The organism is Kribbella sp. WER1, assembly GCF_054189145.1.
On record NZ_CM135186.1, the window covers coordinates 6,273,752 to 6,290,632 of the forward strand.

The 16,881-nt window shown below is 69.8% G+C and carries 17 protein-coding genes; 8 read left to right on the top strand and 9 right to left on the bottom strand.

Annotated features, from left to right (window positions below):
• Position 1: 1 nt before the first annotated feature.
• Positions 2–583, bottom strand: a complete 582-nt coding sequence (locus ACXJJ3_RS30630; protein WP_458165317.1) for a hypothetical protein — start codon at positions 581–583, stop codon at positions 2–4.
• Between the two features lie 178 nt (positions 584–761).
• On the opposite strand from ACXJJ3_RS30630, the gene ACXJJ3_RS30635 reads away from it, so the two are divergent.
• From ACXJJ3_RS30635 to ACXJJ3_RS30645, 3 genes are all read left to right on the top strand, one after another.
• Positions 762–1,916 (top strand): cystathionine gamma-synthase, encoded by a 1,155-nt coding sequence (locus ACXJJ3_RS30635; RefSeq protein ID WP_458165318.1) that lies wholly within the window; start codon positions 762–764, stop codon positions 1,914–1,916.
• Between the two features lie 327 nt (positions 1,917–2,243).
• Positions 2,244–3,614 (top strand): glutamate mutase L, encoded by a 1,371-nt coding sequence (locus tag ACXJJ3_RS30640; RefSeq protein ID WP_458165319.1) that lies wholly within the window; start codon positions 2,244–2,246, stop codon positions 3,612–3,614.
• 21 nt (positions 3,615–3,635) lie between these two features.
• Entirely contained in the window at positions 3,636–4,844 is a 1,209-nt protein-coding gene (locus ACXJJ3_RS30645) for an AI-2E family transporter (RefSeq protein WP_458165320.1), read from the top strand.
• 137 nt (positions 4,845–4,981) lie between these two features.
• On the opposite strand, the gene ACXJJ3_RS30650 is transcribed toward ACXJJ3_RS30645, so the two are convergent.
• The 6 genes from ACXJJ3_RS30650 to ACXJJ3_RS30675 form a co-directional block, all read right to left on the bottom strand.
• Positions 4,982–5,857 carry a hypothetical protein gene (locus tag ACXJJ3_RS30650; RefSeq protein WP_458165321.1) on the bottom strand — a complete coding sequence of 292 codons (876 nt, stop codon included), beginning with the start codon at positions 5,855–5,857 and terminating at the stop codon, positions 4,982–4,984.
• An 11-nt stretch (positions 5,858–5,868) separates the two neighbouring features.
• On the bottom strand, positions 5,869–6,450 hold the full coding sequence (locus tag ACXJJ3_RS30655; protein ID WP_458165322.1) for a hypothetical protein: 582 nt from the start codon (positions 6,448–6,450) through the stop codon (positions 5,869–5,871).
• Positions 6,451–6,622: 172 nt separating this feature from the next.
• Positions 6,623–6,946: a hypothetical protein gene (locus ACXJJ3_RS30660; protein ID WP_458165323.1), complete on the bottom strand. Its 324-nt coding sequence runs from the start codon at positions 6,944–6,946 to the stop codon at positions 6,623–6,625.
• Complete coding sequence (locus tag ACXJJ3_RS30665; RefSeq protein ID WP_458165324.1) at positions 6,943–7,536, bottom strand: hypothetical protein; 594 nt, start codon at positions 7,534–7,536, stop codon at positions 6,943–6,945. The genes ACXJJ3_RS30660 and ACXJJ3_RS30665 overlap by 4 nt, the downstream gene beginning before the upstream one ends.
• Before the next feature lie 155 nt (positions 7,537–7,691).
• On the bottom strand, positions 7,692–9,302 hold the full coding sequence (locus ACXJJ3_RS30670) for an MDR family MFS transporter (protein WP_458165325.1): 1,611 nt from the start codon (positions 9,300–9,302) through the stop codon (positions 7,692–7,694).
• The gene (locus ACXJJ3_RS30675; protein ID WP_458165326.1) at positions 9,299–9,901 is read right to left on the bottom strand and encodes a MarR family winged helix-turn-helix transcriptional regulator; all 603 of its coding nucleotides are present in this window, start codon (positions 9,899–9,901) and stop codon (positions 9,299–9,301) included. The genes ACXJJ3_RS30670 and ACXJJ3_RS30675 overlap by 4 nt, the downstream gene beginning before the upstream one ends.
• 398 nt (positions 9,902–10,299) lie before the next feature.
• On the opposite strand from ACXJJ3_RS30675, the gene ACXJJ3_RS30680 reads away from it, so the two are divergent.
• Positions 10,300–11,028 (top strand): SDR family oxidoreductase, encoded by a 729-nt coding sequence (locus ACXJJ3_RS30680; RefSeq protein WP_458165327.1) that lies wholly within the window; start codon positions 10,300–10,302, stop codon positions 11,026–11,028.
• Here the strand turns inward: ACXJJ3_RS30680 and ACXJJ3_RS30685 are convergent.
• Complete coding sequence (locus ACXJJ3_RS30685; RefSeq protein ID WP_458165328.1) at positions 11,010–11,840, bottom strand: carbon-nitrogen hydrolase family protein; 831 nt, start codon at positions 11,838–11,840, stop codon at positions 11,010–11,012. The genes ACXJJ3_RS30680 and ACXJJ3_RS30685 overlap by 19 nt on opposite strands.
• Positions 11,841–11,893: 53 nt before the next feature.
• Positions 11,894–13,465 carry an amidohydrolase family protein gene (locus tag ACXJJ3_RS30690; RefSeq protein WP_458165329.1) on the bottom strand — a complete coding sequence of 524 codons (1,572 nt, stop codon included), beginning with the start codon at positions 13,463–13,465 and terminating at the stop codon, positions 11,894–11,896.
• Between the two features lie 59 nt (positions 13,466–13,524).
• Here ACXJJ3_RS30690 and ACXJJ3_RS30695 point away from each other — a divergent pair, with 59 nt between their 5' ends.
• Genes ACXJJ3_RS30695 through ACXJJ3_RS30710 form a run of 4 tightly spaced genes read left to right on the top strand, consistent with a single transcriptional unit; the run spans position 13,525 to position 16,858 of the window.
• A complete protein-coding gene (locus tag ACXJJ3_RS30695) occupies positions 13,525–14,322 on the top strand; it encodes a MerR family transcriptional regulator (protein ID WP_458165330.1) in 798 nt (265 codons plus the stop codon).
• Positions 14,323–14,332: 10 nt separating this feature from the next.
• Positions 14,333–15,271 carry an ABC transporter ATP-binding protein gene (locus ACXJJ3_RS30700; protein WP_427889371.1) on the top strand — a complete coding sequence of 313 codons (939 nt, stop codon included), beginning with the start codon at positions 14,333–14,335 and terminating at the stop codon, positions 15,269–15,271.
• A 1-nt stretch (position 15,272) separates the two neighbouring features.
• Entirely contained in the window at positions 15,273–16,055 is a 783-nt protein-coding gene (locus tag ACXJJ3_RS30705; RefSeq protein ID WP_458165331.1) for an ABC transporter permease, read from the top strand.
• A complete protein-coding gene (locus ACXJJ3_RS30710; RefSeq protein ID WP_458165332.1) occupies positions 16,055–16,858 on the top strand; it encodes an ABC transporter permease in 804 nt (267 codons plus the stop codon). Before ACXJJ3_RS30705 ends, ACXJJ3_RS30710 begins: the two co-directional genes overlap by 1 nt.
• The last annotated feature ends 23 nt before the right edge of the window (positions 16,859–16,881 follow it).

Consider the following 16,881-nt stretch of genomic DNA (forward strand, 5'->3'; position numbering starts at 1 on the left):
CCTAGTCGATGTACACGGCGTAGTTGACCCCGACAGACGTCGTCAGCGGGTCCTTGCTGGGCCTCGTGCTGTACAGGTGGATCTGCGCGCCCGGCCGCAGCCAGACGGCGAGATGCCGACGGCCAGTCCCGGCGCCGGGCTCCCACTCGTCGGCGAACGTCGGGCTGCTCTCGTCACCGACGTAGTCGGGCTGCCCCCAGTGCCGGGTCGCGAGCGCGAGGTGGTCCGGCCAGTGCGCGTCCAGGCCGGCCTCGGCGGCGGCGATGTCGCTCGGGCCGATCTCGTACGCCGACCAGCCGCTGTCCGGGCAGTCCGGGAACGCGAGCCCGTCGAACACGATCATCGTGGTCCCGCGCCGGGTGGTGAATCCCCAGGAGACCATGTCGGCGGCGATCACCTCGCCGGCCTGCAGCGGCCACGGCTGCCAGGACGTCCGGCCCATCACCCGGTGCACCAGCGCGCGCACGACCTCCGGCCCGGCCTCGTCGCCGTCCGGACCCGCGATCACGGTCCAGTCCGGGATCTCGGCGAGGTCCGCCATCGCCAGGTCGTCCTGGTCGAGCGGCCTGTCCTGCGTCTTCATCCGGCGCCGTCGTCCTTCCTGCCCGGTCCCACCGTGGGTCTCCTGCGAGCAACCGTAGGCGGCCGGTGGGTCATTCCGCCAGCCGGTAAGACGTACCTGTGGACAACCGGGTTCCGCCGATCCACCGGGCTGTGGACGGGCTGCGGGACTCCAGCAGACCAGGCCGTACGCTGGTCCGGTGAACACCGAACACCAGTACGGCTTCGAGACACTTGCCATCCACGCCGGGAACGAGCCTGACCCGACGACCGGAGCGGTGGTGCCGCCGATCTACGCGACCAGCACCTACAAGCAGGACGGCGTCGGCGGCCTGCGCAACGGCTACGAGTACTCCCGGTCGGCGAACCCGACCCGGACGGCGCTGGAGGAGTGTCTGGCGGCGATCGAGGCGGGCACCCGCGGATTCGCGTTCGCCAGCGGCCTGGCCGCCGAGGACACGCTGATCCGGTCGGTGTGCGCGCCCGGCGACCACGTGGTGTTCCCCGACGACGCGTACGGCGGCACGTTCCGGCTGTTCTCCCGCGTCCTGAGCAACTGGGGCGTCGAGCTGACCCCCGCCGCGGTCACGCACCCGGAGGCGATCCGGGCCGCGATCCAGCCCGGCCGGACCAAGGTCGTCTGGCTGGAGACCCCGACGAACCCGCTGCTGAACGTCGCGGACATCGCGATCGTGGCACAGATCGCGCACGACGCCGGCGCGCTGCTCGTCGTCGACAACACGTTCGCCTCGGCGTACCTGCAGCAGCCGCTCGAGCTCGGCGCGGACGTGGTTGTGCACTCGACGACGAAGTACATGGGCGGGCACTCCGACGTGGTCGGCGGCGCGCTGGTGGTCCGGGACGCCGAGCTGGCGGACAAGATCGCCTTCCATCAGAACGCGATCGGCGCGGTCGCGGGCCCGTTCGACTCCTGGCTGGTACTGCGGGGCATCAAGACGCTCGGGGTCCGGATGGACCGGCACAGCGACAACGCCGAGAAGGTCGTGGAGTTCCTGCAGCGGCACAACTCTGTCAGCCAGGTGCTGTACCCGGGCCTCGACGGGCACCCGGGACACGAGACGGCCGCGAAGCAGATGAAGCGGTTCGGCGGAATCGTCAGCTTCCGGGTCACCGGCGGTGAGGCGCAGGCGCTGGACATCTGCAACAAGGCGGAGGTCTTCACGCTCGGCGAGTCGCTCGGCGGCGTCGAGTCGCTGATCGAACACCCCGGCAAGATGACGCACGCCTCGGTCGCCGGCACCCCACTGGAGGTCCCCGCGGACCTGATCCGCCTGAGCGTAGGCATCGAGACGATCGACGACCTGCTCCAGGACCTGGACCGCGCCCTCTCCTGACCCCACACCCCGGGCGTTTCGCTCGGGAGCCTCGCCTCAGGTCAACACGAGGGGATATCCGCTCGTGTTGGGGGTTATCTGCTGGTACTAGACCGGAGAACCCCCAACATGAGGGGATATCCCCTCATGTTGCGGGCGGGGGCAGAGGGCAGGCGGGCGGGGAGAGGGCGGGGACAGAGGGGCAGGCGGCAGGCGGGCGGGGGCCGGGACAGGCGGTACGGGACAGGCGGGCGGGACAGGCGGTACGGGGGCAGCGGCAGGGGGCAGGGCAGGGGGCAGGGCAGGGGGCAGGAGAGTTTGCGGAACGGCGGTGGAAAGGGGAGTGCGGTGAGCCTGGTCGTGGCGGTCGACTTCGGGTCGACGTTCACCAAGGCGGTGGCGGTGGACTCCGGGTCAGGGGAGTTGGTGGCGCGGGCCGAGCACCGGACGACCATCGACACCGACGTCATGGACGGGTGGCACGCCTGCCGGGCCGTGCTGGAGGAGGCCGACCGCGGGGTCCGGGACGCCGAGGTGCTGGCCTGTTCGAGTGCGGGCGGCGGGCTGCGGATCGGTGTCGTGGGCAACGAAGAGCTGGTCACGGCGGAGGCGGGGAAGCGGGTCGCGCTGTCCAGCGGCGGGCGGGTGGTGGCGGTCGTCAGCGGCGGGCTTACCGCGACCACCCAGAAGGAGCTGCGCAAGGACCGCCCCGACGTCGTCCTGCTGCTCGGTGGGACCGACGGCGGCAACTCGGCCGTCCTGCTGCACGCCGCGGACACGCTCGCGAAGTACAACTGGCGGAAACCGATCGTTGTCGCGGGCAACATCGACGCGCGGGACGAGATCGCCGCGACGCTGACCGCGGCCGGCGTACCGCACGTACTGGCGGGCAACGTTGTACCGGAGATCGGGGTGTTCGCGCCGGACAGCGCGCGGGCCGCGATCCGGGAGATGTTCCTGGCGCATGTGATCGGCGGCAAGAACCTGTCCCGGGACCCGGCGTTCGCGCGGATGGTCCGGGCCGCGACGCCGGACGTCGTACTGCGCGGCGTCGAAGTGCTCGCGGGGTTGCACGGCGACGTCGCGGTCGTCGACATCGGCGGCGCCACCACCGACGTGCACTCGGTGATCGAACTCGACCCCGAGGACGCGAACCTCGGCCGCGAGGTGGTCGCGACGCATCCCGTCACACGGACCGTCGAAGGCGATCTCGGGATGCGCTGGAGCGCCGTACCGGTGGTCGACGCGGGCGCCGAGGCCGGGCTGATCGCCGACGTCGACGGCACCCGCGCGGCCGCGGAGCGGCGGCGCGCGGATCCGGCGTACCTGCCGGCCGATCAAGGCGAGGCGGCGTACGACGAGACGCTCGCAAGTGTCGCCGCGACGGTCGCGCTGCGGCGGCACGCGGGACGGCAGCGGATCGTGTTCGGCCCTGGCGGGCGGGTGATCGAGCGGTCCGGCAAGGATCTGCGCGAGGTGGATCTGCTGGTCGGATCGGGCGGCGTACTGCGGCACAACCCGCCGGAGGTGGCCGCGCGGGTCCTCGGCGCGATCGGGACCAACGCGCAGGAGGAAGGCTGGCTGGTGCCGGAACGCGCGGAGGTCTGCGTCGACGCGGACTACGTACTCGCCGCCGTCGGGCTGCTCGCCGACGACGCGCCGACGGCCGCGGAAGGGCTGGCCGCCCACATTCATGGAACGGCCCGCGCCGGGCACTAGTCTCATGACGAGGGAGGTCGGATGAGCGACGTGGGGCGGGACGAGCAAACGACGCCGGACGAGGCGGACGACAGCGCGGCGGATACGCCGTCGAACGTCGTCCCGGCGTCCGAGCCACAGGTGGCCGACACGGGACGGCGTGGCCGGGTCGATCCCGGGGTGACGCCGGCGATGGAGATCGCAAGCGCCTGGGCCTGGCGGTTCCTGGTGATCGTGGCGGCGGTCGGCGTGATCGGGTACGCGGTCCGGTACCTGTCCGAGGTCGTCGTACCGGTGACCGTCGGCGTGCTGCTCACCGCGCTGCTCGTCCCGGTCACGAAGGGCCTGCAGAAGCTCCGGGTCCCGCGCGGACTCGCCGCCGGGATCACCGTCATCGCGACGCTCATCGTCGTCGCCGGACTGCTGACGCTGGTCGGGACGCAGATCGCCGGGCAGTTCGAGGACCTGTCCAAGCAGGTCGGCGAGGGCGTCCAGAAGCTGCGGGACCTGGCCCGGATCAACTTCGGGCTGACCGACAGCGACATCACCAACCTGTTCAAGCAGATCCAGAAACAGATCACGTCCGGCGGCGCGCTCGGACAGCAGGCAGCGGCGGTCGGTACGACGGCGACGCACGTGGTGGCCGGGCTGTTCATCTCGCTGTTCTGCCTGTTCTTCTTCCTGTACCAGGGCGAGCAGATCTGGGCCTGGCTGGTCCGGCTGTTCCCGCGCCGCGCCCGCGACAAGACGGACTCGTCGGGCCGTCGGGCGTGGGTGTCGTTGACCGCATTCGTCCGCGCGACCGTGATCGTCGCCGCGGTGGACGCGATCGGCATCTCGCTCGGCGCCGCGATCCTCGGCCTGCCCCTGGTCAGCGCGATCGGCATCCTGGTCTTCGTCGGCGCGTTCATCCCGGTCGTCGGCGCCCTGGTCAGCGGCATCGTCGCCGTCCTCGTCGCACTGGTTGCCAAGGGCCCCATCATCGCGATCGTGATGCTCGCGATCGTGATCGGCGTACAGCAACTGGAAGCCCACGTCCTCCAGCCGTTCCTCCTCGGCCGCGCCGTCAGCGTCCACCCTCTCGCCGTCATCCTCGCGATCGCCACCGGCGTCGTCATCGCCGGCATCGTCGGCGCCCTGGTAGCCGTCCCCACCGCCGCCGTCCTGAACGCCATCGTCAACCACCTGGCCGGCAACGACCCCGACCCCGAACCCCCACGAAGACGCCGCCCGATACCCGTCGAGGACTGATCAGCCGAGCTGCGGGAACGCCTCGACCCCACAGCCGGGCACAGCGCCGCGGAAGCCTGAGCCGCGGCCAGGTCCGAAGAACAGGAGACGCCGCCGGGTCGAAGCCCGGCGGCGTCTGAGAGCGTTGGGAGGCGGCGTCAGCCCTTGCCGATGCCCTTGTCCGGGTTCTTCTGCTGACCGTGGTGCTGCTCGGTCGGCTGCTGGGCCTGCGGGGTGGTCTGCCCCTGCCCGCCGGTGGCCTGCCCGGCCGGCGCGACCGCACCAGCCGCGTGAGCCGCCATCCGGGCCTGGGCTCCGCTCTGGATGGCCTGAGCCGCCTGCAGCCGGATGTTCTCCGGTGCGGTGGCCTGCACCTGGCTGAAGTTCTGGCTCAGCTGCGTCGCGTCCTTCGCGGTGGCCTGCGGCATGTCCTTGTCGAACTTCATCGCCGCGAGAGTCGCCCGAGCGCCTTCGGAGGCGATCGTGACCCGGGTCTTCTGCGTCTTCAACCAGCGCGTCACCTTGTCGCGCAGGTTCTTGCCCGCGGTCTTCAGGTCACCGGGGATCTGCTTCACACCGTCGCGGATGTCGGTTCCCATGTCCTTCAGGTCGCGGCCGAGAAGCTTGGTCTCCTCCTTCATGTCGCGACCGAATGCCACAGCTCCCCGGCCGGCCTCCCGCGCCTTGTCCCGGCCTGCCTCGAGGAGGCCGACAGCGCCCTGGGCAAGCTCCGAGCCGGTGTCGAGCGCGCTGTTGCCGAGCGCGCGGCCCTTCGTGGCCAGTGCCGACTGGCTCAGACGCTCGGCCTGCTGGGTGTAGAGCGCGTGCACCCGGACGGTGATGGTCTCGACCTTCTGACTCAGCTTGTCCTTCAGCGGAACGTGCTGTGCGCGCTGGATCAGCCGGTCGACCTCGCTTTTCTGCAGTTGCGCGATCGCGGCCAGGTTCTCCCAGCTCTCCGGAGACAAGGAGCCGATCCGGTCGAGGGCTTCACCCCAGTTGGCGCGCTGAGGGCTTTCGGTGGGTTGCGTCATCTCTCGCTCTCCTAGTCGATGTAGACCGCGTAAGTGACGCCCACCGCTTCGGTCAGCGGATCCCGCGTCGGCTTGCTGCTGAACAAGTGGAACTGCGCGCCCGGGCGGACCCAGACGGCCAGATGACGCCGGTCGGCGCCCGCGCCCGGCGCCCACTCGTCCAGGAAGGTGGGACTGCTGTCGTTGCCCACGTAGTCGGGCTCGCCGAGGTGCTTGCGGGTCAGGTCGAGCATCGCCGGCCAGTGCGCGTCGAGTCCGGCCTCGGCAGCCGGAATGTCGTCGGGGCTGATGCGGTACGCCGACCAGCCGCTGTTCCGAGTGTCCGCGAAGGCCAGGCCCGGAAACACGACAATGGTGCTGCCACGCTTGGTGGTGAAGCCCCACGAGGCCAGCACGTTGTCGATCTTCTCGCCCGGCTCCAGCGGCCACGGCTGCCAGTCGGTGGCCGATGTGACCCGCTGGACGATCGCGCGTACTACCTCGGGCCCGGTCTGGTCGTTGTCCGGTCCGGCGATCGGGCTCCAGTCGCCGATCTCGGCGAGGTCGGCGATCGCCAGGTCGTCCTCGTCGAGTGGCCTGTCCTGCGTCATCATTTCCGGGCTTGTTCCTTCCGTGGGTGCTCAAGCCGTCGTCGGCAACCGTACGGCGGGGTCAGGGTCATCAACAACGGGTGATCGGCTGCCTGTGGATAACTGGTCGGGGAACTGAATTGGTCTACTCCGGACCCCGGATCTGGGGGCGATCCAGCCGCCCGGTTGGACCTGTCTAGCGGCTGCCGGTGCCGCGGTCGGTGCCGCGCTCAGGGGCGGCGCGGCCGCCGGTTTCGGGGCGGGCGCCGGTCGGGTTGGCGGCGGGGTCGGTGGCGCGGGTGGTGGCCTTCGGTGGGGTCGCGGCGCGGAGGGCGGCGCCCAGGTCGGAGGACAGGGTGGGGGACTCGCCGGCTGCTTCGGCGGCCGCGGTGGCGCCGTGGGCGATCCGGGTCAGGTTCTCGGGGGAGACGGCGCTGGCCGTTCCGGTTCCGGTGCGGACGTCGCTGTTCGCGGCGGCGTCGCGCATGGTCGTCCGGTAGTCCTGCTTGGCTGTCGTCATGACCCCTCCTCGTTGAGGTACACCACGTAGTTGATGCCGACCGAGGTCGACAGCGGCTTGCGCCGTGGGCGGTTGCTGTACAGGTGGATCTCTGCGCCGGGTGGCGTCCAGACCGCCAGGTGGCGGCGGTCGCGGCCGGCGCCCGGGGCCCAGTCGTCGTCGAACCCGGTCTTCGTCTGTACTCCGACGTACGCGGGCTGTCCCCAGTGCCGGCAGGCGAGCTCGAATTTCGCCGGCCAGTGGTCGTCGAGGCCGGCCGCGACCTCCTCGAGGTCCCACGGCTCGATCGCGAACGCGACCCAGCCGCTGAACGGGCTGTGCGGCAGCACCTGGTCGTCGTACACGGCGAGCTCGGTCTGCCGTTTGGTCAGGAAGCCCCAGCCGTCCAGCTGCTCGTCGATCACGGTACGGCGGTTGATCGGCCACGGCTTCCAGTTGGTCCCGGACTTCACCCGGCGGATCAGCCGCCGGACCGGGACGGGTCCGGTCTGGCCGGCCTGCGGGCCGCCCAGGCGTCGCCAGTCGCGGACCTCGGCGAAATCGGCCATCGCGCGGTCGTCGTCGTCCAGCGGCCGGTCAAGTGTCTTCATCCGTGCGGCAGTCCTGTCGTAGCGGTACGTGTCGAAACTACGACCCGGGGAGGGTCAGGTGACCGCCGCGACAACGCGACAGCCGCCCTGGAAAAGCTTTCCAGAGCGGCTGTCGGGTAGGTCAACCGACGTTTGGTATCGGTTCGGTGAAGCGGTCAGTGCATCGCGGCTGCCGCGGAGGCCTCCAGCGACTCGTCGCCGTCGGGCTTCGGGCCGTCGTTGCGGCCGGCCAGCCGCTGCTCCGGGGTGATCACCGCGAGGATCAGGGCCAGCGCCAGGAACGGCAGCGAGACCAGGAACACGTCGCCCATCGCGTCGACCAGGCCGTGCAGCGCCCAGCCCTTCATCGGCTCCTTCAGCGAGTGCAGCACCTGCACGCTGTTCGCGGCCTTGGCCAGCCCGTCCACCATCTGCTGGGTGGCGTGCGGGACGATGTCGGTCAGGTGCTCCTTCAGGCGGCTGGTCAGGACGGCGCCGTAGACCGCCGTGCCGATCGCGCCACCCATCGAGCGGAAGAACGTCATCGTCGAGGTCGCGCTGCCCATGTGCTGCCGGGGAACGCTGTTCTGCGCGGCGGTGACGGTGATCTGCATCGACAGACCGAGGCCGGCGCCCATGATGAACATGTAGATGGCCAGCTGCCAGTACGGGGTGCTCATGCTCAGCGTGGACAGCAGCACCATCGCGCCGCCGACCGCGACCGCGGAGATGATCGGGTAGATCTTGTACCGCCCGGTCTTGCTCATCATCTGCCCGCTCGGGATCGACGCGGAGAAGATGCCGACGATCATCGGCAGCAGCGCCAGGCCGGAACGGGTCGGCGACATGTCCTTGACGGCCTGCAGGTACAGCGGCAGGAAGATCAGCGCGCCGAACATCGCGAAGCCGAGCAGGAAGGCGTAGCCGGCGTACCCGGAGAAGATCCGGCCCTTGAACAGGTCCATCGGGATGATCGGCTCAGCGACCCGCAGTTCGATGATCACGAACGCGACCGCGAGTACGACGGCGGCGCCGATCAGCGCCAGCGTGGTGCCGGTGCCCCAGCCGTTGGTCGGGCCGCTCCAGGAGACGGCCAGCAGCAGCGAGGTGACGGCGGCGGCCACGGTCGCGGCGCCCAGGTAGTCGATCTTGTGCGAGCGCTTCACGTGCGGGAGCTTCAGGACCGCGCCGACGACGACCAGCGCGACGACGCCGATCGGCAGGTTGATCCAGAAGATCCAGCGCCAGCCCGGACCGTCGGTGAGCAGGCCGCCGAGCAGCGGGCCGGCCACCGAGGAGAGGCCGAAGACGGCACCGAAGTACCCCATGTACTTACCGCGCTCGCGCGGCGGGATCACGTCGCCGATGGTGGCGAACGCGAGCGACATCAGGCCGCCGGCACCCAGACCCTGGACGGCCCGGAAGCCGATCAGCATCTCGATGTTCTGCGACAGCGCGGCCAGCACGGAGCCGGCCAGGAAGGTGACGATCGCCGCGATGAACAGCGGGCGGCGGCCGTAGAGGTCGGAAACCTTGCCCCACAGCGGAGTGGAGGCGGTCGAGGTCAGCAGGTACGCCGTGACCACCCAGGACAGCTTGTCCAGGCTGTTGAACTCGCTGACGATCCGCGGCAGCGCCGTACCCACGATGCTCTGGTCGAGCGCGGCCAGGAACATCCCGGCCATCAGCCCGCCGAGGATGACCAGGATCTGCTTGTGCGACAGGTAGTTGGGACCACCGTCGGTCGGTGCAGCGCCGCCGGCGGTGGCGGGCTCTGTGGTGCTCATCTGGTGCTCTCCAGGTTGTTGTCGTTGTTCCCGTTGCCGGCAGGGTCGCCGTCGGCCACGGAGTCTTCGGTACTGCGCTCTGCCTGGCCGGGGCGGCGCAGTCGCGGGGCGACCGCGGCCCAGCCCTTCTCGGCCCAGGCGGCGCTGGTGGGTGCTTCGGTGAGGGCGGTGACGCCGTCCGCGAAGCGGGTCATCAGCCGCTCGAAGGTCTGCACGTCCTCGTCGGACCAGCCCTCCATCGCGGCGCTCAGCAGTTCCATCCGGTGCCGGGCACTGGTCTCCCACTGCTCGATGCCCTGCTCGGTGAGCTCGACCCGGAAGGCGCGGCCGTCGTCGGGGTCGGGGGAGCGCCGGACCAGGCCGAGCTGCTCCAGCGACCGGACGTGCCGGCTCGCGGTCGAGGCGTCCAGCTCCAGCCGGGCGGCCAGGTCGGACAGCCGCAGTGCGCCGTTGCACCGCAGGGCGAACAGCACGACATGCGCGCTGTGGTCGATCGTGTCGCCGGGCTGCTTGGCCTTCAGCCGGCGCCCGATCCGGGTGAACGCGTGCATCACACCCTCGATCGGGGTCTGTGGAGCGTACGCGTCGTTTACTTGCATGCTGCAAGCATATACATGCTTGCGTGATACACGCAAATGAGTTTCCAAGGTCTTCAAGTGAGTCGCCACTTATTTGCTCTCGGTCGTCGAATCGTCACGCTCTGCAGCGGAGCGGCGGATGCGGACAGTAATTCGACGCCGGAGGGTGGCGTTTTGTGACGCCGATCCACGAAGAAGTGGTGCTCGCCTCACCCGTGCTGGTCGGTCCAGCACGCTCATGTCGCACTGGCGGCTTCAGGTCCTGCCGCCGTCCAGGTGCATGCTTGCTGGAAGCTCACGCAGGAGCTGGTGCCGCCGCTGGGTCAGGGCGTCTGGGTGGAGGTGCTGGTCGTCACCGGCGTCGCCGCTGTGTTGCTGACATGCTGGACGCCTGTTCGACGAGGCGAGAGGGTGGCGGCATGACGCGGGTTGCGGTGGTGACCGGAGGCGGATCGGGGCTCGGGCGGGAGATGGCGCTGGCGCTGTCCCGGGCGGGCTTCGCGGTGTGGGTGACCGGGCGGACCGAGGACAAGCTGAAGGAGACGGTCGCTCTCGGTGGGGAGCAGGTGCGGTACGCCGTTCTCGATGTCGCCGACGGGGATGCGGTGCGCGGGTTCTTCGCCGGGCTCGAGCGCGTCGACGTGCTGGTGAACAACGCGGGGACCGGGTCGCCGGCCGCGGGAGTGGAGGATGTGCGGGAGGAGGACTGGCGGCGGGTGGTGGACACCAACCTGACCGGGTCGTTCCTGTGCGCGCAGGCGGCGTACGACCTGATGTTGCGGCAGGAGCCCAAGGGTGGGCGGATCATCAACAACGGGTCGATCTCGGCGCATGTGCCGCGGCCGCAGGGGATCGCGTACACCGCGAGCAAGCACGCGATCAGCGGGCTCACCAAGGGGCTCGAGCTGGAGGGACGGGCGCACGGGATCACCGCCTGCCAGATCGACATCGGGAACGCCGCCACCGCGATGACCGCCCGGATGGAGCAGGGCGTGCTGCAGCCGGACGGGTCGATCGCGGTCGAGCCGACGTTCGACCCGAAGATCGTCGCGGACTTCGTGGTCCGGATTGCCGAGCTGCCGACGTCGGTCGCCGTACCGACGCTGACCGTGATGGCGGCGGGGATGCCTTACGTCGGCAGGGGCTGACCGTACAGCTCGGGTTGCGCGTCCTCCCAGAGGGTGGCGTTGTGGGCGTCGGCGTCGCGGATGCCGGCGTCCAGGTCGACGTCGCAGGTGAACAGGTGCGGGCCCGGCGTTGCGCCGAGGCGTGGAGCTTCGGCGACCGTGATGCCGTCCGGGGCGATCACCCGGCTGCGGCCGAACATCGCGCCGCCGCACTGGTTCACCGTGATCCACCACTGTCCGTTGGCCAATGCGTTCGCGGGGTGCAGTAGGTCCCACCAGCTCTCGGCGGCCGTCTCGTACGCCGCCGGCATGACGACCAGTCGGGCCCCGCGATCGCGTAGTGCACGGGCGTAACCAGGGTGGTCCCCGTCGAAGCAGGTCGCGAACCCAACGGTGCCGAAACGCTCGGTCTCGAGCACCGTAACGGTGTCGCCGGCAGCGAAGACGGCGTCCTCGGCGGTCGGCCGGTACAGATGCACCTTCCGATGGACACCGACCAGCTCACCAACGGGGTCGAACACGAGCGTGCTGTTGTAGACACGCCCGTCCGACGACTCAGGCACCGATCCCGCGACCAGCCAGAGTCCGTACTCACGAGCAGCCTCGGCCAGCGCGGTACTCCGGGGTCCTGGCACGGGTTCGGCCGTCGCCGCGACGATCTCGCCGAGCCGCGCCGCGTCGTACCCGCTGGCCCACAGCTCAGGCAGTACGACGAGCTCCGCGCCCTGCGCGGCGAGACCGGCGACGACCTCGAGAGCCGTTGCCAGGTTGGCGTTCCGGTCTCCGGGCACCGCGTGCCACTGGCCGAGACCGATGCGGGTGGTGGTACTCACCCGCCCAGCCAAGCCTTCGGCTCAGTCGCTGTCAACGAATCGCGTCATCGGCATTATCGATGGCTTGCACGCGACAGGTCGATGTCGGTCAGCTCGTACCACCGCCCCGCCGGCGGCTGCTCCAGCAACGGGTCCTTCCAGCGCAGCCGGACCCGGTCCGGCTGCGCCTCCAGCAGTACTGCCTCCTGCCACGGCCCGTCGGTCCGCGCCTGCCAGGTCTCGGCCAGACACTCCAGCCCTTCCTTCTGTACCAGCGCAATCGCCGTGTCGTGGTCAGCCACCGAACCCAACGCTGCACCGAAGACGGTCGTCGGTAGCCAGCCATTCGTCACGGGTACGACGCGGCCGAGCACCTCGCCGTCCTCGCGCACCACGTCCTCCGGCGATGGGAAGCCTGGCCACTGCTCCTTCAACGCCTTGATGATCCGCGCCGTCGTCTCACCGAGGAAACGGATGCCTGCGAGCTCCGCCGTACTGCCCGCGTACTCAACTGGGGCCTCACCGCCGACCCAGGTCTGGCGGATCCGTTGTGTGGCAGTGATGTCGACGAGCGGATCCCCGTCGACCAGGAGCAGGTCAGCACGTGCTCCGGTGACCAGCCGGCCGCGATCGCTCAGTTTGAACACCTCAGCCGGCGCACTGGTCGCGGCTACCAGCGCCTGCGCCGGTGTGAGCCCAGCACTCACCAAATGCACCAGCTCCCGGTGCAGCGACGCGCCGAACACCAGGCCCGGGTTAGGCGCATCAGTACCAGCAAGAACTTGCACACCGGCCTGTAGCAACGCCAACACGTTCGCCCGAGCCGCAGAACCGTCCGGCGGCTGCGGTGGCATCCAACGACGCGACTGGTGATCCAAGACGCGCCGCCAGCGCGCAGGCATCCTAGCCATCAGCTCCTGCTCGTCCTGCAACGGCAGGTGACCAGGAGCGCCGAACATGTCCACAACGCCCAGCGTTGCGATCACGGCCACGTTCTTGACCGCGTCGATGTCCTCCGGCGACATCAGGTCGGACGGCGCATGCGCCAGTACGTCGACCCCGCACTCGGCCACCGTCACCGCACCAGCCGCCGTGGACACGTGCGCCACCACCGTGAGCCCGTTGGCATGAGCCTCGTCGGCCAACGCCCGCACGGTCTCCCGGGAGAGCGTCGGGATGTTCAGCATCGCGCCGGAGCCGTCGTCGTAGATCACCTTGAGGTGGTCGGCGCCCTCGGCGATCCGGTCCGCGACGAACCGCCGCGCGTCGTCCGGCCCGGTGACGTACGGGAACGGCGGGAACGCGATCGTCGGATGCCCGCCCGGTGCGGTCGCGCCGATGCTCGACGTGAAGAACCCGGTCCGCGGCGTCTCCCCGGCGATCACCTCCGGCATGCTGAACATGTCGAGCTGGGTCGTCACGCCGTACGTTGCCGCGAGGTGCGTACTGCCCGGCGCGAGGTGGACGTGCGCGTCGATCAGCCCGGGGAGCAGCGTCGTACCGGAACCGTCGACGAGGAGGTCGTCCGGGCGCGCGATGTCCGGGCCGCCGATCGCCGCGATGCGGCCGTCCGCGACCCGCAGACAGTCCGCCGGCAGCGCCGTACCGCGGTCGACGAGGCGGGTGTGCAGGATCGTGAATGCCATGTCGGGGACGCTAAAGGGTGACGTAACGTCAGACTCCAACCCGATTTTCCGGAGGCGACGTGGAGCGAACGGTCAGCGAGGTGGCGCGGCTCGCCGGCGTCTCGGTGCGGACGCTGCGGCACTACGACGCGATCGGCCTGCTCCCGCCCGGCCGGGTCGCCGCGAACGGTTACCGGTACTACGGCCGGGCCGAGTTGCTCCGCCTGCAGCGGATCCTGCTGCTCCGGGAGCTCGGCGTACCGCTGCCGTCGATCGCGCGGATCCTGGACGAGCAGGACGACGAGGTGACCGCGCTGGAGGGGCATCGGAAGCAGTTGCTGCGGGAGCGGAAGCGACTGGACGACATGCTCGGCGCAGTCGAGCGGACGATCGCGGGACTGTCGGGGGACGAGACCGTCGCGGACGAGGAGTTCTTCGCGGGGTTGAACGATGCGCGGGCCCGGCTGCGGGAGGAGCTGGCCGAGAGGTACGGCGAGGCCGCGGCCGAGGGGTTCGAGAAGGCTGTGCGGGAGACGTCCAGCTGGACGCGGGAAGACTACGAGCGGTTGGGGGACGAGGGGCGCCGGTTGCTGCTGCGGATGGCGGCCGCGCGGGACCGCGGCGTATTGCCGGACTCGGCCGAAGGTCTGGAGCTGATCGAGCAGCATTACCTGGGCGTGCTGGAGGTTTGGCCGGCTACCCCGACCACCTATCACGGGCTGGCGGATCTGCTTGTCGAGAACGCGGACCAGCGGGCGATCATCGCGATGGTGGACGCGGACCTGCCCGAGTGGCTGGCGGCCGGAGTCCGGGCGTACGCGGTGCGGCGGCTCGGGTACCGGGGAAACGAAGAGGAAACTGTCCGACGCTCCGTCTAGTGTCTGGTGGGTGAGCGATTCTCTGGTGCACGTCCGCGGTCTGCGGAAGTCGTACGGCGACTTCGAGGCGGTCCGCGGCATCGACCTGGACGTCTGGCGCGGCGAGGCCTTCGGCTTCCTCGGGCCGAACGGCGCGGGCAAGTCGTCGACGATGCGGATGATCGGCGCGGTCTCCCCGACCAGCGGCGGCACGCTGCGGATCCTCGGCATGGACCCGGCCACCGACGGGCCGGCGATTCGTGCGCGGCTCGGCGTCTGCCCGCAGGACGACACCCTCGACACCGAGCTCTCGGTCCGGGAGAACCTGACGATCTACGGGAGGTACTTCGGGCTCAGCCGGGCGGAGTGCCGGCTCCGCGCGGACGAGTTGCTCGAGTTCGTCGCGCTCACCGAGAAGGCGAAGGTCAAGGTCGACGAGCTGTCCGGCGGGATGAAGCGGCGGCTGACGATCGCCCGCTCGCTGGTCAGCAAGCCGGACCTGCTGCTGCTCGACGAACCGACCACCGGACTCGACCCGCAGGCGCGGCATCTGCTGTGGGACAAGCTGTTCCGGCTGAAACAGGCGGGCGTCACGCTGATCATCACCACCCACTACATGGACGAGGCCGAGCAGCTGTGCGACCGGCTCGTGGTGATGGACGGCGGGCTGATCGCGGCGGAGGGGTCTCCGGCCGAGCTGATCCGCGACTACTCGACGCGTGAGGTGACCGAGCTGCGGTTCGGGCCGGACGTGATGCTCGCGGACCACGACGCGCTGGCCGGCAAGGTCGAGGACCTCGCCCAGCGCATCGAAGTACTGCCGGACCGGCTGCTGCTCTACACCGACGACGGCGAGCGCGCGGTCGCGCAGGTGCACGAGCGCGGCCTGCAACCGGCCGCCGTGCTGGTCCGCCGTTCCACGCTCGAGGACGTGTTCCTGCGGCTGACCGGCCGGACGCTGGTGGACTGACATGGCGCTTGCGGTGGAGAACGGTCGCCGGATGTTCGACTACTGGCTGACCGTCTACAAGCGGACCTGGAAGGGCACGGTGATCAGCAGTTTCCTGCTGCCGCTGCTCTACCTGGCCGCGATGGGGATCGGGCTCGGCTCGTTCGTCGACAGCAACGGGACCGGTGCGCTCGGCGGCGTCAGCTACCTGCAGTTCATCGCGCCCGGGCTGCTGGCCTCGACGGCGCTGCAGATCGCGGTCGGCGAGGCGACGTACCCGGTGATGGGCGGGCTGAAGTGGCAGAAGTTCTACCACTCGATGATCGCCACCCCGCTGCGGCCGGCGGACGTCGTGTACGGGCAGCTCGGGTTCATCGCGTTCCGGGTGTTCACGTCGTGTGCGGTGTTCCTGGTGATCATCGCGCTGTTCGGCGGGCTCCGGTCGCCGGCCGGGGTGCTGGCGCTGCCGGTGGCGTTGCTGGTCGGGATGGCGGTCGCCGCGCCGATCGCGGCGTACGCGACGACCTTGGAGAACGACTCCGGCTTCGCGATCGTGTTCCGGTTCGGGGTGGTGCCGGCGTTCCTGTTCTCCGGGGCATTCTTCCCGGTCTCGCAGCTGCCGGACTGGATCGAGTGGCTCGCGTACGTGAGCCCGCTCTGGCATGCGGTCGACCTGTCCCGCAGCCTCAGCCTCGGCACGGTCAACCCGTGGCTCGCGGTGCTCAACGTCGTCTACCTGCTGGCGTGGTTCCTCGTCGGCACCTGGCTCGCCGTCCGCGGCTTCACGAGAAAGCTGATCGGCTGATGGCGACCCTTGCCCTGCGGGTGCTCCCCGTCCCGGTGCGGCTCGGCGGCGGCCGGCACATCGTCGAACGGAACTTCGTCCTCTATCGCCGGTCCTGGGTGGTGTTCCTGTCCGGCTTCTTCGAGCCGGTGTTCTACCTGCTCTCGATCGGCGTCGGTGTCGCGCACCTGGTCGGCGCGTTCACGCTGTCGGACGGCACCAAGATCGCGTACGCCGCGTTCGTCGCGCCGGCGATGCTCGCCAGCTCGGCGATGAACGGCGCGATCTTCGACTCGACGTACAACATCTTCTTCCGGATGAAGTACGCCAAGCTGTACGACTCGATCCTCGCGACGCCGCTGCGGCCGTGGGACGTCGCGACCGGCGAGGTCACCTGGGCGCTGCTGCGCGGGGCGAGCTACTCGGCGATGTTCGTGGTCGTGATGCTGGTCATGGGGCTGATCTCGTCGTGGTGGGCGCTGCTCGCGCTGCCGGCGTCGGTGCTGATCGGGTTCGCGTTCGCGGGGGCCGGGATGGCGCTGACGACGTTCATGCGCAGTTGGCAGGACTTCGAGCTGGTGCAGTTGGCGATCATGCCGATGTTCCTGTTCTCGGCGACGTTCTACCCGGTCGAGACGTACCCGGGGGCGATCCGCTGGCTGGTCGAGATCACCCCGCTGTACCAGGGCGTCGTACTGGAGCGTGCGTTCAGCACAGGCAACGTCAGCTGGTTCCTGCTCGTCCACGCACTGTACCTGGCCGCGATGGGCACCGGCGGGATGTACATCGCGTCCCGGCGCCTGGGCCAACTGCTGCTGAAGTAGCCGGAACCAGGACACCCTGTTGC

What these genes read in the sequence shown, in the direction of transcription:
- ACXJJ3_RS30630 (WP_458165317.1), bottom strand. Translation starts at nt 583, where the DNA reads ATGAAGACGCAGGACAGGCCGCTCGACCAGGACGACCTGGCGATGGCG.
- ACXJJ3_RS30645 (WP_458165320.1), top strand. Translation starts at nt 3,636, where the DNA reads ATGAGCGACGTGGGGCGGGACGAGCAAACGACGCCGGACGAGGCGGAC.
- ACXJJ3_RS30650 (WP_458165321.1), bottom strand. Translation starts at nt 5,857, where the DNA reads ATGACGCAACCCACCGAAAGCCCTCAGCGCGCCAACTGGGGTGAAGCC.
- ACXJJ3_RS30655 (WP_458165322.1), bottom strand. Translation starts at nt 6,450, where the DNA reads ATGATGACGCAGGACAGGCCACTCGACGAGGACGACCTGGCGATCGCC.
- ACXJJ3_RS30660 (WP_458165323.1), bottom strand. Translation starts at nt 6,946, where the DNA reads ATGACGACAGCCAAGCAGGACTACCGGACGACCATGCGCGACGCCGCC.
- ACXJJ3_RS30665 (WP_458165324.1), bottom strand. Translation starts at nt 7,536, where the DNA reads ATGAAGACACTTGACCGGCCGCTGGACGACGACGACCGCGCGATGGCC.
- ACXJJ3_RS30670 (WP_458165325.1), bottom strand. Translation starts at nt 9,302, where the DNA reads ATGAGCACCACAGAGCCCGCCACCGCCGGCGGCGCTGCACCGACCGAC.
- ACXJJ3_RS30675 (WP_458165326.1), bottom strand. Translation starts at nt 9,901, where the DNA reads ATGCAAGTAAACGACGCGTACGCTCCACAGACCCCGATCGAGGGTGTG.
- ACXJJ3_RS30680 (WP_458165327.1), top strand. Translation starts at nt 10,300, where the DNA reads ATGACGCGGGTTGCGGTGGTGACCGGAGGCGGATCGGGGCTCGGGCGG.
- ACXJJ3_RS30690 (WP_458165329.1), bottom strand. Translation starts at nt 13,465, where the DNA reads ATGGCATTCACGATCCTGCACACCCGCCTCGTCGACCGCGGTACGGCG.
- ACXJJ3_RS30705 (WP_458165331.1), top strand. Translation starts at nt 15,273, where the DNA reads ATGGCGCTTGCGGTGGAGAACGGTCGCCGGATGTTCGACTACTGGCTG.
- ACXJJ3_RS30710 (WP_458165332.1), top strand. Translation starts at nt 16,055, where the DNA reads ATGGCGACCCTTGCCCTGCGGGTGCTCCCCGTCCCGGTGCGGCTCGGC.